Raw genomic sequence first — 15,138 nt, 5'->3', positions numbered from 1 at the left:
ATACCGTAATGTATATTGCCCTGTTGATTCTGATAGCGAACTATTTTTTGTGTTTTTTGTAGCACATGCATTATGAAAAAACTCCTTTGATGATTAAGATTACCTCAGATAAAATAAAATCCGGTTCTCCTATACTATAACATGCCTGTTCTTTTACGTGAAAAAAGAGCTCTCGTCGCAACTCCATCTTCTACAAAACCGACCTTTAGTTCAATAAGATTAAATTATTTAACTATGTATTTTATGGAACCTACAATTTATTTATAATTTTATCTGTGTATTGCCTTATATAGGCTGCAATAAATTTTCCGATTGGTAGCCCTAGTAATACATTCCCCATGAAATGTTCACTTAATTTCATTCATACAATTACAACTAATACACCCTATTACATTCAAAATCTTGGTGCTTATTGATTATCTCAAATTATGAAAACTTTTGTACTGGTAATTCGTCCCTTATCCAGCTAACCTGTCTCGTTAGTGCCATAAGAAAAAGGCTGCCTCAGCAACCTTCCTTGTTTGAAGTAAACCCTGATCATTCGCCCCTGATATGAGAGCATAAAAGTATTCGTGCTTTTATGTATCTGTACTTATTTCTTCCCATTCTTGATTCATATAATTTACTAGCCAATTAAGAGTGTAGTGTCTTTCATATACAACGCCTTCATTTAGAGATGATGGAACTTCCAAATGATTTATTTGAGCTTCTCGTACCGCCCAATGTGCTCTATAAATAAAATCAAGGCTATCTAATATAGCACTGGTTGGTTTTATAGAGGATTTATCAAGCAACTCTTGTTTAGAATGAAGAAAAACCGTCTCAAAAACATATTCAGCATTACACGTATCGGCTGGAACATCTATATCGGATATTAGATTTACAGACCAAAGCAGAAGCCAAATACATTCCAGCTTCCAAGAGTACTGAATCAGCTCGTTCTGATTCAGATGTTCTTTCATTAAAAACTTTTTTTCTTCTTCTGTGAATAATTCATTAGCATTATACCTTTCAATAAATTCCTCAATTTTTTCTGGCGGAGCCTCCATCGCTTTTGCTGAGACTATCGCTAATGGAATAATTCTGTTAATGATCTCTTCCTTTGTTCTAAGAGAAACTTCTTCTTCATTTTCCGTTAAGGGTAAATGTTTATTTATTGGTACCTTTAGGGTCTTTAATATTTTTTCGGATCTTTTTTTTCTATTTTTCAAACTTCTCATTCCGCACCTCACCATTAGAAAAACTTTCCACACACCATCTTTTATTATACCATTAATCTCAACTCCCCTGAGACTTTAGTTGCATAAAAAAGGGCTGCCTTATGTCAGCCCTTTTTTAAAGCTAACGCACCCGCTAGTTTTAAAAAGGAATAATTCTTCTAGACCTCCCCTTAGGAAATCCACTTTTATTACCCTATTAAAAAAAAAGTGCCAACTTCCCTTAAAGGAATCAGCACTTCGTTTATTCACTATCCGTTATCGTGCAGCTTTAGGCGGTTGACACACGTCACATTTACGTTGTTTATTATTTTTAAACTTCGTAAACGTTTTTTCAAAATTGCTACCACATGTACATTTAAATAGTAACTTTTGAGAAAAACCGTGATATTCCGTCGATAGCAACTTACTTTCCGAATTGTTCTCAACAAATTCTTTAATTTTGCCAATCGTCCATTGTTTATTCAATCTCTTACACCTCCATATTTTATCGCTATGCGGAGGCTTTACTTGGCATCCGTCCAAAAACAGTAATTATCGTAAGTCATTCATTATAACATGCGCTGGCACTCAATAATACAGATCCATGTATCTTCTTAAACTAACCTTCCCCATTTGTTGCAAAAAAGTAAAAGCTGTCTTAAGGACAGCGCTGATCTTCACCTAACGCACCTTATTGCCTTATTTCCCTTATTGCTTTTGTCATTTAATTTTTATAAAACTGTTTTCAATTCAACTAAGCTGTTAATGATGATATCTGCTTGTGCAAGCTCATTTTCTTGAGCAAAATCAAAATTACACCCTATAGCTATTAAGCTATTATCTTTTGCTGCTTTAATATCTGATAATCGATCACCAATTACAGCACCTTTTTCAACATTATATTTGTTCACTATTGTATGTACTAAATCTGACTTATTTTGAGATTGTATTTGTTGTATACTAAATGTTTCCGTAACCCAATTATCTAAATGATAATACTTTACGATTGCATTTAAATATTCTATTTGCCCATTGCTTGCTATGTATATTCCACAATCATTATCTTTTAAATGGTCAAAAACTTCCTTTACATTCGGATATAAAGCACCATTACCTACATTAATATTAGTAATTAATTTCTCGTGGAATAATTCATTTGCTTGTTGTCTGATTTCGCTCGAATGTTCAGGTAATAAGGTTTCCCATACAACTGGTAAAGGTACTCCCATAATTTCTCGGTATTTTTCAATGGGCGTTTTATGCTCCCACAAACTCAAATTTCTCAAATGATCAAATGTTTCTTGTAGGGATATTTCTAAGATTTTATCTGTTTGAAATAATGTACCATCCATATCAAAAATCAATGATTGTGACATTTTCTTCCCCCTTTGCAAAAATGAAATAGCAAACATATTAATATTTAACTTGCAATATTCTGTTTTCCACACAATAACCTGCTCTGTTAAATGAGCTGCCAAGGCAACTCCTTATTGAAGTAAAGTGCCCGTTAGCTTAAAAGCTTTATCTAAATAAACGGTTTCCAATTAGGGTCTTTTATATCTTTCTTATTTGGCTTTCTTACAAAAGCAATACATAATTCTTCACATGCCCCAAACTTAACAAAGTTTTTTTGTGCTTGCCATAATGAAACTTCATTTGCCCCGCCTTCGTAATCAGGTTCTCGAAATTGAACACCATCATCTTCCCAAAAGCATATTTTGCAAATTGCATATGTATCGGTCGGTTCTTCATCTAATGTTTTATATCCACAGCAAGGACAAGTATATTTCATACAATCACCTCTTAGTTGTTTGTTATTCTTTTTTATAGTTAAACATAATTCTTCAACTATCCTGCCCCATTAGTTCCCTAAAAAAAAGGTTGCCGTAGCAACCCTTTGTTTAACTATCAGCCTTTTAGTTTAAAAATTGTTCAAGGAGAACATCAGAACGTTTTTCTTTTAATAATTGCATCATTTTCTGTTCTGCTCCATTTGCTTTTTGCTTCTTCCGTTCGGTTCTTTAAACTAGACTTAAACCCACAAGTGCAAGTGAAGCAATGATCGATGTCTGCTAGTTTGGTAGTATATTAAGACTCTTTTTTAAAAGTCCTTTGACTTACCTTTCTTTTGTTTTGATAGGGCAGATAGGATGGATGGTTCGCCTTGATTCCCCAAAAATTTCTTAGTCAGACTTAACTTAAGAACAATTTTGTAAACGCTCGTGGCTGAAACGATACTGATGATGGCTCCGACAAGAACATCTGCTGGATAATGGACACCTATCCAAATTCGCGAAATACCTACAAGTACAGCCAAAATCACCCATAAAATCCCCCAACCCCTTTTGAACAACCAGAAGGTTATACAAAATGAAAAGAATATGATCGTATGGTCGCTTGGAAAGGAATTATTGACTGCTTTTTCAACTAACCTATTAACGTTGGGCAACTCAGCAAATGGTTGATTATTCGAGTGGAATTGCCCTGCTATTTTTGCCAATAGTTCCGAGATAACTAATGTAATAAATGCGCAGATTACCATGATTCTATTTTTATTTCTTCGAGAAAACAAAAACATCAAGACTGCCAATACTAAGAAAAAAATCATGTATTCAGCGATGAAAACAAAGAAAGGATTTAGATCCGTGTATTGTTTACCTAGATTATTAATCATTCTAAACAATTTACTATTCATTTCGGACAAAGCCATTGAAAAATTCCTCCTGATTGTATTATCACTTTAACTATTAAGTTCCATTATGTAAATAAGATGAACTTCAATTAAACCTAGAGAAAAAGGCTGCCTCGGCAACCTTCCTTATTGAAGTAAAGCACACGTTAGTTTAAGAAGGATATTCTCATGGATCCAATCAAAATCATCGAGAAGTAATAACTTTTTCACGATAGTTGATTCATAATGCGAGGCTAATTTTTTTAACATCTTACATATTTGCGTTTAAAACCAAGCCTTCCTTTATCGACTTCTTTTTGAATACTTTCGTAAGCATTTAGAAAACTGCTTTTTTTCTTGTCCCGTTTGACTTCTACTGTCCCTATTGCCTTTGCAGTCTCGACTGCCTTTTCATGGAGTGGCAAATATGAAATCCCCACGGTGTATAGAAAATTATTCATAGCGGATTTCGTTCGTTCTGGCGAATCGTGAATCGTATTTTTCACAATATCAAGCATATTGGAAATCTTGCTTTCTGAAAATTCAACGTCAAGCCGATTCCCTAAAAGCCAGCAGTAGCAACTCCAGCCCGCTGACATTCTCAGCTCTTCACTGCTTGCGATCCATTTATCAGCAACTTCTTGTGCAATATCTGACTCCGCTAAAGTTACGGCCACTACAAAATCGGACAGCATATAAAAATACGCAGCATCCATCCAACGATCATAATCCGACTCAGTCATGGCTTTTGGATCTGCAATAATGCCTGCAAAGTACATTGCATCGTAGTTCCCCGTGGAATAAAGGTCTTCAGCTAAACGGTGACTTTTTTTTATTTTCTTTGCAATTGGTTTCATAGCGCCTGTAGCCACGCCAAAAAGCGGCTCATGCGCACCATTGGATATGTACATTTTTTTAGTTCGTTCCTTGCCAAGGGCTTCAAGTTCCTGCATAACCATCTCTAAATTCATCGCTTAGCACTTCCTTCTTTTCGGAGTTTTCCCCCTAATATTTTGCCCATCAAATATATCACCATTCTCCTATAATCAAACTACCATTTGTCAGCATAACTACCGTCTAAGCTCATGAGTGTTACGCAGGAATCCACTTAATGCATGTTGGCACTTTGCTCTCGAACAGATGGTAAGTAACAATGCCTTCTGTTACAGTTGCTTACAACGCTTAGAATCATGAGATTTCCCCTTTGTTCTTGTTCCTCAGCTTACGCGCCTTTAATGGAAGTATATTCATTTTTTGTTCATAATCTGCTTAACTATTTATGGACTCTACTATCAATCATTTAAGATCTATGTTGCTTTTCTTACGTTAATAGAGAGCATTCTAAATAACAAAATAGATGCAATCAATGCGATGACCCCATTAATAAGGAATGAAACTTCAGCGCCAAATATCTGCCATAACAAACCTGTAAGCAAAGAAGCCGGAAATAGGCCAATCCCCGTAATCATGGCATAGAAACCAAGTGCAGTTCCCTTACTTTCTGGATTGGATATATCAGCAACCAGCGCCTTTTCAACCCCTTTAGTAAAAGCTGAATACAGCCCATATAATATAAATAGACCGATTAAACCAATCGTTGTATGTACTTCCGCAAAACCAATATATACAAATCCATATAACGCATATCCTACAGTTAGTATACCTCTTCGTCCGTATCGATCTGAAAACGCTCCGGAAATATATGATAATAAAGACGCAGTAAGGTGAAAGAGTAGATATAATAATAGAACATTGGCAGTAGAAACTCCTAAAACTGCTGCTCTTAGTAAAAGAAACGAATTTGATGAATTAACAATAGTAAAGAGAAAAACAATAAACAATAATTTTTTTACCTGACCATTACGCCCTAAGTTAGTCTTCTTATGGTCGATGTTTAACACGAACATACCTTACTAAAGAGATTTATTATGACTAAAACAGAAAATACAATAGATATCAAGAATGATAAAATTGTTAGTTTTGGTGTTTTTAGGTGTTGTTTCTCATAACTATTATCAACCATTGCCTCCCTTGAATTTCCCAATAAATGAAATTATATCATTTTATAAATTATAGAGTAAGCATTGAAATCTGAGTGTTCAAAATATTTAAGTTTATTCTCCTCTCTACCCATATAAAAGAACGCAATCCCTACTTCGGAAAAGCGCCCTGTTCTTGAATAATCATCAATCTAACTTCAACTAGATGTTATTCGAATTTAAGTGTTATTGAACAATTGCCTTAATTGAATAACACATCTTCGTCTTTGATCAACTTTATTTAATGCAACATCTTTATTGTCATTAACATTATCAGGTTTTTTGAATCGGCCACCATCTTCCTATTTAAATATTATTTGGTAAAAAATGTAGGTTGATAGCATTATTTGATTTGGAATGTATTGTCAAATATTTTGTTTTGTAGTAACCTATCAGCGATTTAAATCGCACCGATTCAATAGCGGACTAGTCCATTGGCAGTAAACAGCTGTTACTATTCAACAAGGGAGGAATTGTAATGTCCAGCTTACACAAGCATTTTTTTCGATTTTCCTTGTCATGCTTTTGACTCTTGGCATCTTTGCACCTGTACAGACACAAGCAACTTCAGCAGGTGGAGGATACTGGGTCCCAGACGACAAGATCAAGAAGGCAACCGAACTGATGAAGCAAGGCAAATCCCTCGGGGAGCTTGAAATCAAACAAGATCAAATTCAGCAAAAAGAAGGCATTCAGACATTAGATGAATTGATGGAAGCAGACCAGCAAAGTAAAGCGACATACAGAGCGAACTTGGCACCTCCAATCAAGACGGCGGTCGGATGGGTACCCCCGGAATTTGACTATGATCATATCCAGACTGTAGATGAATGCCGGAGAAGTCCTGACAGCAGTTCAGAAACAGGGTATATCAAGAACCGTTATTCCTTCTGTTGGTCCCATGTGGCGACATATCAAGTCCCTGTAAAATGCATCGGAGGGATCTGTATAAACGCAGGGGTTCAATTTCAATTCACGGAAATAGGGTATGGTTCCAACCAAAGCCGGAACATGAGAACCTATTATACACTTGACGATATCATCGTGACCGATCCAGCTTTAAATGGAGCCAAGTTGAAAATCGATATGGTATGTGAATCGAAATTGAACGCAGGTGACTGTAAAGAGGATCCCGACTATCCTCCGACGGAACGAACGATCGCCCACTGGAAAAACACGAACTTCAGTACAGAAATCTTCACCTCAGAAGTGCCCCCAGCAACTGATGCCAATCCTGACCAGTTGGGATACATGGAATTTTGGCCGAAACTCACCCTTACCCATTCAGCAAGGAAATACAAAAAAAGCATAGATGGCATTAAACAGTCCGTCCGTTATGACTCAGCTAAATACATGTTCGCTTTCCCAAATCAATATTTCCGGCAAGGAGCCGTATTCAGCAAAGCCACACCGGTCTTCAATGTCCCGATCACGAAACCGGAATTCGAAATGCTAACTGAAGCCGGTCAGCATTGGAAGGACGCTATGGACCACCCAGAACAGACAAAGCCTCAAATGGTTGGAAAGAAAATACCAGGAGCTGTAGGAGACAGTACACTGACACGGATGTATACAAAACGTCATCAGGAGGAATACAACCGTAATAGGAACAAGACAAGAAGGATTTGTGACCGGGAGTTCGGAGATGAGGATCGGACAGGAAAGCAGTGTGACGAATATCCTTTCGCTTCCACCTGGGAAGGTTCATCGACGAACGGATCGGATAATTTTTCTGTAAGAATGATTTCCGCTGATTCGAACGGTGCTGCAGGGACATGGCTCGGTGCCTGGTACGCCTATGACCGGATTCTGGATGGAGATGCTTTTAATGTGGAGGTCGAAGCTCCTGAGAAAATCGCGACGATCCGATCGGAAGGTCAGCCTCAGGACGGCCAGGATAACCGATCAAGTGATAACTTCACGATCGGGAACATCCCTACTTACGCGACCAAGTTACAATGGAAAATCGTCGGCGGTCCTAAAGATGCAAAATTCGATGTCATGAAAGACATCAGCTTCGGTATCGACGAAACGATCTTCTATGATCTTACAAACGGGTCCGAGTCAGAAATCAAAACGAGTGAAGATTTCTACATCGCCAGACCGGAAAACACCGATGGAGAAAGCTTCACTGTCGAAGTCTATGCAATCCCTTGATAATAGTATGCTAGTTGAATAAAAGACGAAGGCTAGTCAATAGAGCTTGGAGACTCCAATCTAAGCTCTTTTGACTAGGTATTTATAGTGACTACTTCCATCATATCCCCGATAACGAAATAAGCAAAAATGTATTATTCTCAACACGCATTTTTGCATTTTCAAGCAAGTTAGAAACACTCCTTAATTTATATCTGTATTAATTCTCTTCTACATTTAAATCTCCTTTAGTTCTTGTTTCACTAATCTGATACGTTGTTTTTTCACAGCTACCACTTTTATCCCCCTTAATGACAACTTTATTTCTTGTTTTTTTCCTCCTTTGTATCCTTTAAAGAGAAAGAAGTATGTATTACACTAATTAATAGTTATAAAATGGAATTTAAGTTAATGATTACATACCACTAATAGGGGGCTAAGTAGGGGAATTTTCTGTAATTCACAGCGATTATCATTTGAATCTTAATCATGGTAGTAACAAAGAACCTTATTGCATATTAAATAAGGCCGCCCAAAAGGAGAAACTTAAAATTTATATGGAAATTAATTTTATCAGGTCATAATACAATCTTATGTATTTAATTCGTGATCAATTTTTTGAAAATTATTTCTTTTTGAAAAAGTAAAATTTAGTTCTTTCATGGAGGTTTTAATTTGGCTGCTAGAGTACCCTTTTCATTTATATTAGTTATTGGTTTAATGTTATTTGCTCTATTTTTTGGGGCAGGAAATTTAATTTTTCCACCAATGCTTGGTCAATCAGCAGGAATGAATATTTGGTCAGCAAATGCAGGGTTTTTAATAACAGGAGTTGGCTTACCGTTACTTGGTGTGTTAGCACTTGGTTTTTCGGGGAAAGATGATTTACAGTCGTTAGCAAGTCGGGTACACCCTGTATTTGGTATTGTATTCACAACCGTTCTTTATTTAGCCATTGGTCCTTTATTTGCTTTGCCTAGATCAGGAAACGTTTCTTTTGAAATCGGTGTAAAACCTTTTTTGTCCGAAAATTCAGGCCCTCTGCCTTTACTTATTTTTACAATCATCTTTTTTAGCATTACGTGCCTTTTTTCGATCAATCCCGCGAAAGTTGTCGGAATTGTCGGGAAAATATTAACACCAATCAAGATAACGTTCATTGGAATCCTAGTAGTAGTTGCTTTTAATCATCCAATCGGAGATTTTCAAGCACCTATTAAGAATTATTCAGTTCAACCATTTTTTAATGGGTTTAGAGAAGGTTATTTAACAATGGATACGCTTGCATCTTTTGTTTTTGGCATCATCATCATTAATGCCATTAAAGAAAAAGGTGCTAAAACAAAAAAACAAATTATGGTTGTTTGTGCAAAAGCAACTGGAATTGCTGCCTTTTTCCTAGTAACCATGTATTCAGCTCTTGCTTATATGGGTGCTTCAAGTGTAGAAAAACTTGGGCACCTGGAAAATGGAGGCACTATCTTAGCAAAAGTCTCGGATTATTATTTTGGAGCTTATGGCGGGATATTATTAGGATTAATGATTACAGTAGCTTGTTTAACAACAAGCGTAGGACTTGTTACATCTTGTTCTTCCTTCTTCCATAAACTATTTCCAAAGGTACCTTACAAAACAATTGCCATTAGTTTATCTATTTTTAGTGCAATAGTTGCCAATATTGGGCTAACACAGTTAATTGCTGTTTCTATTCCTCTCTTAACAGCTATATATCCATTAGCCATTGTATTAATTTTCTTGACATTTTTTCATTCTTTATTTAAAGGGAAAGCTGAAGTGTATCAAGGAAGCTTACTTTTAACATTTATAATTAGTTTATTTGATGGATTAAGTCGAGCTGGTATACACTTTTCATCCATTGATAATTTTTTTAATGAAATTCTTCCTATGTACGATGTCGGACTAGGGTGGATTATTCCAGCAATTGTTGGAGGATTTATAGGGTTTAGCAGTAGCATACTACGAGGGAAATTCGGTCTTAATCCCCCAACTAGTAGTTAAATAAATATTAAAATAAGGTCAACCCAGTGATTTTTTACTGGTTGACCTTTTAAAATTGAATATTGAAGCCAGGACCGACCTGTTTGTCCGTTCTTGAAGGTCACCATAACAATCGTTTTAGGAATTAATCTACTAAAAAAGGCTGCTTACCCTTTTTTAGTACAATCATATTCTATTTATTTTTGATTTTAAGGGCCTTAATTACTTCTTTGGTTGTCTCAGCAATAAGGTCGTCGTTGTAATCAGCATCTTTTTTATCACGACTTGAAAGGACAGCAAGAACAATAGGGTCTCCTTTTGATGGCCAAATGATCGAAATGTCATTTCGCGTACCATATGATCCTGCTCCAGTCTTATCAGCCACTACCCAACCTTTCGGCACTCCTGCACGAATTAACGCATCTCCAGTAGTATTTCTCTTCATCCAATCTATTAAAAGTTCACGTTTCTCAGTTGGAAGTGCATCTCCCAATGTAAAAGCCTGAAGACTAGTAGCAAGTGCTCTTGGTGTACTCGTATCATGAGTTTCACCAGGATTAACTTCATTTAAATCTGGCTCAAATCGCTCAGGGTTGGTAACATTATCCCCAATTCCCTCCAGTGCCTTTTTAAATCCAGTCGGTCCCCCCAGTTGTTTAAGGATAAGGTTTCCAGCAGTATTGTCACTGTATCGAAGAGAAGCATCAGAAAGCTCCTTAAGAGTCATCCCCGTATCAACATGCTTTTCTGTAATCGGATTATAATTAACAAGATCCTCACGTGTATAAGTAACTCTTTGATTAAGTTCTTCTATTGATTTCTGTTGTAAAAGTGCTCCTACAGCTAGAGCCTTATGAGTAGATGCATAAGCAAAACGCTCATCTGGATGATAGGTTACGGTTTGATTTGTGCCAGTATCCAACGCAAAGACACCAAGTTTAGCATCAAATTTTTCTTCAAGCTTAGCAAAATCATGATTATTGGCAGTTTCTTGTTTTTTAGGTTTAGTTAATTCAGCATTAACGTTATTGTTTGAACAGCCTACAAGCGTTGCACATGAAAGAAATAGAACAGGCACAATTTTTCCGAATGCGGAAGTACTAAAAATGTTGCTCAATGATTTCATAAGATTCAACCTCTTTCTAAAAAATATTTATTATGTATTCTCCTGGGATACCAGCCGGATCTTTAACTCTTGCACCCTATCTTTTGTTCATGATGCAGTCCTCCTGATTATTTGATTAGACTCTTATGTACGAATTGAAAAAGTTATAACGGATTACATTTGTAGTCTTATTACATCTGTAGTACAGTATTACATATGTAATCAAATAAAGTCAATTCTTTATTTTTCACCCTCAAGCCACTATAAATATGCTATATACCTGTTTTTAAAATTTAAAAGTCAAGAGAGTTGGTATTGAAGGACATGTTTTTAACTCATTTTATAATAGGTCTATTGGTGTCTTCATTTTCCGTTGCTGTTATTCTCCTTATACGAAAATGGTTTGGAAGACAATTAACAGCAAAATGGTACTATCATTTGTGGATGTTTCTTTTTATGGCTTTAGCACTTCCATTCATACCTACTGATTTATATCATTTTAGTACCCTCTTTAGTGGTGGGGATACATATCAGACTAATGCACCCAGCTCTAATATGAAAATAACTGGAACTGATATGATACAAGGCCTAAACCTAATACAAGACTTTTCTGTATCGGTCAATCGGCCGGACCTGTCCATACTTAATATTGGAGTGATGGGTTTATGGATGTCAGGGATGCTTTTATTTACCTTTACTATGGTTCGTGGATGGCTCACACTTAGAAGGATAAAGAATTATTCTTCTCCGTTTTCCAATCAAGAAGTTCTCGTGCTTTTCGAAGAATGCAAGAAAAAACTACAGATTAAAAAATCAATAAAGATTGTTATTTCGAAAAGAGTCCAATCTCCAATGATATTCGGACTTTTTCAAACATATATCGTCTTACCTTCCCAGCATGAAAACTGGCTTAGCTTGAAAAATTACGAGTATATCTTTCTTCATGAACTGAGTCACTATAAAAACAAGGATTTGCTGACAAATTACGTGATATTGTTCTATCAAATCATTTATTGGTTTAATCCCCTTGTCTGGCTTGCTTTTAGAGAAATGAGATTGGATCGGGAAATCGCATGTGATACATCTGTTTTACAGTTAATAGATGATAATTCATTTAGTGAATATGGAAATACAATCATTAATTTTTTGGATCTTTCAAAACGGTCAAGTAAGCTACAGATAGTGACACATTTAAACGGTTCGAAGCTTCAAATCAAAAAACGAATTGAACGAATTTCTGCCTATAAACATTCCACAAAAAAATCGATAAGAAAAAGCGTCTTTATTTATGTGTTGGCCAGTATCATTTTGACAATCCAATTACCTTTCGTTTCCGCATTTGCAACGGAAAACGACCGATACTTTTTTAATGATGATGGAGCAGTTTATGAGGATTTACATCCATTCTTTAAAGGGTATGAAGGAAGCTTTGTTTTATATGATCATAACGCACAGCAATATCGCATTTATAATGAAGAGAAAAGTACGTTGCGGGTATCACCTGATTCCACATATAAAATCTATAGTGCCTTATTTGCACTAGAATCAAATGTGATATCACCCGAAGAATCCACCCTTTCATGGGATGGGACTGAGCAACCCTATGACGCTTGGAATATGGATCAGGATGTCTCATCTGCTTTACAAAATTCTGTAAACTGGTATTTCCAAGAGTTAGATCGTAGAACAGGATTTGAAACAATACAATCCAATCTACAAGCGATAAACTATGGAAATTCCGATGTATCCGGGGAATTGGGTGAATTCTGGCTCGAATCCTCATTGAAAATTTCTCCAGTCGAGCAAGTCCAACTGCTGCAAGCCTTTTATTACAATCAATTGGGATATAAGGAAATGCATATCCAAGCTGTAAAGAAAGCACTACTCTTAGAAAAGAATGAGGAAGCTCGCCTATCAGGAAAAACAGGTACGGGATCAGTAAATGGTAAAAACATCAATGGTTGGTTTATCGGGTATGTAGAGACGAAGAACAATACTTATTTCTTTGCTACCAATATACAAAATGAAGATGATTCATCTGGAAGCAAGGCGGGAGAAATTACTTTATCAATTTTAAAAGATTTAGGAATCTATAAAGAAAATGGAGGGGAGAAAAATGGAGAAAAACATTCCTAGCATATCAGAATCAGAATGGGAAATCATGAACGTGCTTTGGGATAAAGCCCCTCAAACAGCAAATGACATCATAGTTTCCTTACAGGAGAGTACCCATTGGAAGCCGAAAACCATACGCACTCTTCTCGATCGATTGGTTCAAAAAGATGTAGTAGGTGTAAATAAAAATCTAAGAGTTTACACCTTTTACCCGCTCTATACACAGGAAGAGTGCCAGCGTGCCGAGACTGAATCATTTATCAACCGTATCTATGGAGGTACCCTGAAATCCATGCTTGTCCAATTCATTCAGGAAGATACCCTATCTGATGATGATATCAATGAACTACGCTTTATTTTAAATAAGAAACCTAAAAAGTAATAATATTAAAAAAGCGATTTGGGATTTTTCCAAATCGCTTTTTTCGTTCCTGCAGGCAGTGCAGTTTTTGGCTCATTCACCGCAACTTATCTGAGTTTTTTCGGAACTATTTCCGGAATAGCAGTCATGTTTTTTATAGCTAGGATTGGTGGACAAAGGCTTACATTAAGATTAGTAAAAGAAAAGCACTTGCAAAGCTACCAGAAATATATGCAAAAAAATGAAACGGCTATCCTTTTCCTTCTGTTCGTTATTCCCATTCTCCCAGATGAAATCATTTGCCTCGGATCGGGGATAGGCGGAGTATCCTTCAGCAGATTTATCCTGATTGCTTCACTCTCAAAACTAATGACAGCCTCTTCCCTATCATATTCAGTCGAATTGGCAAAAGCCCTCTCCCTGACAGGAAAGGAATTAATCTCGGCTGTGTCACTTGCTGCTGGTGGATTGTTTATTTTATCTTTAGGGGTAAAATGGGTTTTAAACAAAAGACAAATAGAATAGAGATGGAAAAACGCTGGAAAGGAGAGCGTTTTTTGTGTGGTAAAAAAACACTGGGTATCAAGATACGTTTATGGAACTACCCTGCTCCTTTAGTAGTTAAAATCCGCTCAAATCCTCGGGATATACTGAGTGCCAATTGTGAATAATAAGATTGTTAAACAATGGATTAAGGAGGACTTGTATGCAACAGGATCAACAAGCTAAAAAGAATTCGGGTTCAATTATGAAACCAGGATTTTCAGGAACTAATGCACAAAAAGTAAAGCAAGAGATTCAAAAAGATGTTAGCGAAGGACAAGGTGCAATGACTTCCCGAGAGGCAGGAGCAATGCGAGATTAAAAAACCACTCTGAGTGGTTTTTTTATATGCTTTAACGCAAGTTTTAAAAAGAGTAAAAACAAGGTTAAAATAAGATTTTTTTAATCTCGAATAGTGAAAGTGATTCCATAGGTGAAGATCTTGCAAAATCGTTTGGGAAATTTACTTGATCAAGTTCTTCGTGATAATCAAATTAGACCAAGCTGTCTTGTGCTCATTAGTAAAGGAAAAGCGGCAAGACACTGGAAACAAAGACAGCAGGAGAGATTCTATCGTTTCGTCTGGTTGATATTGTCGAAAATGCCTATCGAACAACAAGGATTTTGCCTCCTATGCCGCAAATTAAAGTACAGAGCATGCTCCATTCAGGATCTAGTATTCTGTAGCAAAAAGTTTATCAGTGAATGGGCAAGTCAAATTTGCAGGAGCCGCCGTGATCATGGAATGACCCACAAAATGACTGGTGTTTTGAATGAGGAAGAACTAGAGGCTGTAACGTGGATAACAGGCAAGGGAAAAGGCGGTGTAGTGAAAAGCTATGATAAAGAGACTGGTCAGCAGATTGTGTATGAGATTAACCTGCCCCGTTAGTGCCATAAGAAACTTCTATGGCGGCCATCCTCGCCGCCACCATCTACTACGAAAATCTAAACTCAAAAATAGAGTCTAA

The 15,138-nt window shown here is 36.5% G+C and carries 15 protein-coding genes; 7 read left to right on the top strand and 8 right to left on the bottom strand.

The genetic code is table 11. The features are described from left to right. Positions 1-578: 578 nt before the first annotated feature. The 7 genes from ACFX4I_RS25765 to ACFX4I_RS25735 all read right to left on the bottom strand — a co-directional run bounded on the left by ACFX4I_RS25765 (position 579) and on the right by ACFX4I_RS25735 (position 5,771). Positions 579-1,220 carry a DUF4272 domain-containing protein gene (locus ACFX4I_RS25765; protein ID WP_377424035.1) on the bottom strand — a complete coding sequence of 214 codons (642 nt, stop codon included), beginning with the start codon at positions 1,218-1,220 and terminating at the stop codon, positions 579-581. Between the two features lie 255 nt (positions 1,221-1,475). Continuing rightward, the gene (locus ACFX4I_RS25760; protein ID WP_098373854.1) at positions 1,476-1,685 is read right to left on the bottom strand and encodes a hypothetical protein; all 210 of its coding nucleotides are present in this window, start codon (positions 1,683-1,685) and stop codon (positions 1,476-1,478) included. Positions 1,686-1,930: 245 nt separating this feature from the next. Next, positions 1,931-2,575 (bottom strand): HAD family hydrolase, encoded by a 645-nt coding sequence (locus ACFX4I_RS25755; RefSeq protein ID WP_377424040.1) that lies wholly within the window; start codon positions 2,573-2,575, stop codon positions 1,931-1,933. Positions 2,576-2,724: 149 nt separating this feature from the next. Continuing rightward, positions 2,725-2,991: a CPCC family cysteine-rich protein gene (locus tag ACFX4I_RS25750; RefSeq protein WP_377424033.1), complete on the bottom strand. Its 267-nt coding sequence runs from the start codon at positions 2,989-2,991 to the stop codon at positions 2,725-2,727. A gap of 309 nt (positions 2,992-3,300) precedes the next feature. Then, on the bottom strand, positions 3,301-3,909 hold the full coding sequence (locus tag ACFX4I_RS25745; protein WP_377424031.1) for an undecaprenyl-diphosphatase: 609 nt from the start codon (positions 3,907-3,909) through the stop codon (positions 3,301-3,303). A gap of 224 nt (positions 3,910-4,133) precedes the next feature. Then, entirely contained in the window at positions 4,134-4,841 is a 708-nt protein-coding gene (locus ACFX4I_RS25740) for a DNA alkylation repair protein (RefSeq protein ID WP_283932209.1), read from the bottom strand. Between the two features lie 336 nt (positions 4,842-5,177). Next, entirely contained in the window at positions 5,178-5,771 is a 594-nt protein-coding gene (locus tag ACFX4I_RS25735) for an MFS transporter (protein ID WP_377424028.1), read from the bottom strand. A 657-nt stretch (positions 5,772-6,428) separates the two neighbouring features. Between ACFX4I_RS25735 and ACFX4I_RS25730 the strand changes: the two genes are divergently transcribed. After that, positions 6,429-8,066 carry a NucA/NucB deoxyribonuclease domain-containing protein gene (locus tag ACFX4I_RS25730; RefSeq protein WP_377424025.1) on the top strand — a complete coding sequence of 546 codons (1,638 nt, stop codon included), beginning with the start codon at positions 6,429-6,431 and terminating at the stop codon, positions 8,064-8,066. A gap of 654 nt (positions 8,067-8,720) precedes the next feature. Further along, a complete protein-coding gene (gene brnQ / locus ACFX4I_RS25725; RefSeq protein WP_377424023.1) occupies positions 8,721-10,064 on the top strand; it encodes a branched-chain amino acid transport system II carrier protein in 1,344 nt (447 codons plus the stop codon). 172 nt (positions 10,065-10,236) lie between these two features. Here the strand turns inward: brnQ and bla are convergent, their stop codons facing one another. Next, on the bottom strand, positions 10,237-11,169 hold the full coding sequence (bla, locus tag ACFX4I_RS25720; protein WP_377424020.1) for a class A beta-lactamase: 933 nt from the start codon (positions 11,167-11,169) through the stop codon (positions 10,237-10,239). Between the two features lie 303 nt (positions 11,170-11,472). On the opposite strand from bla, the gene ACFX4I_RS25715 reads away from it, so the two are divergent. The 5 genes from ACFX4I_RS25715 to ACFX4I_RS25695 all read left to right on the top strand — a co-directional run bounded on the left by ACFX4I_RS25715 (position 11,473) and on the right by ACFX4I_RS25695 (position 15,059). Then, positions 11,473-13,284 carry a BlaR1 family beta-lactam sensor/signal transducer gene (locus ACFX4I_RS25715; RefSeq protein ID WP_377424038.1) on the top strand — a complete coding sequence of 604 codons (1,812 nt, stop codon included), beginning with the start codon at positions 11,473-11,475 and terminating at the stop codon, positions 13,282-13,284. Next, positions 13,265-13,645, top strand: coding sequence for a penicillinase repressor BlaI (blaI, locus tag ACFX4I_RS25710; protein WP_230303202.1), 381 nt, complete (start codon positions 13,265-13,267; stop codon positions 13,643-13,645). The genes ACFX4I_RS25715 and blaI overlap by 20 nt, the downstream gene beginning before the upstream one ends. Before the next feature lie 18 nt (positions 13,646-13,663). Beyond that, positions 13,664-14,149, top strand: coding sequence for a TVP38/TMEM64 family protein (locus ACFX4I_RS25705; protein ID WP_377424018.1), 486 nt, complete (start codon positions 13,664-13,666; stop codon positions 14,147-14,149). A 181-nt stretch (positions 14,150-14,330) separates the two neighbouring features. Continuing rightward, entirely contained in the window at positions 14,331-14,489 is a 159-nt protein-coding gene (locus ACFX4I_RS25700) for a hypothetical protein (protein ID WP_230303199.1), read from the top strand. A gap of 120 nt (positions 14,490-14,609) precedes the next feature. Next, a complete protein-coding gene (locus tag ACFX4I_RS25695; RefSeq protein WP_309519782.1) occupies positions 14,610-15,059 on the top strand; it encodes a Ger(x)C family spore germination protein in 450 nt (149 codons plus the stop codon). Positions 15,060-15,138: the final 79 nt, after the last annotated feature.

Origin of the sequence: Peribacillus sp. YIM B13472, from assembly GCF_042788005.1 — a bacterium.
GTDB lineage: Bacteria > Bacillota > Bacilli > Bacillales > DSM-1321 > Peribacillus > Peribacillus simplex_E.
This window is presented reverse-complemented; position numbering and strand designations above follow the sequence as displayed.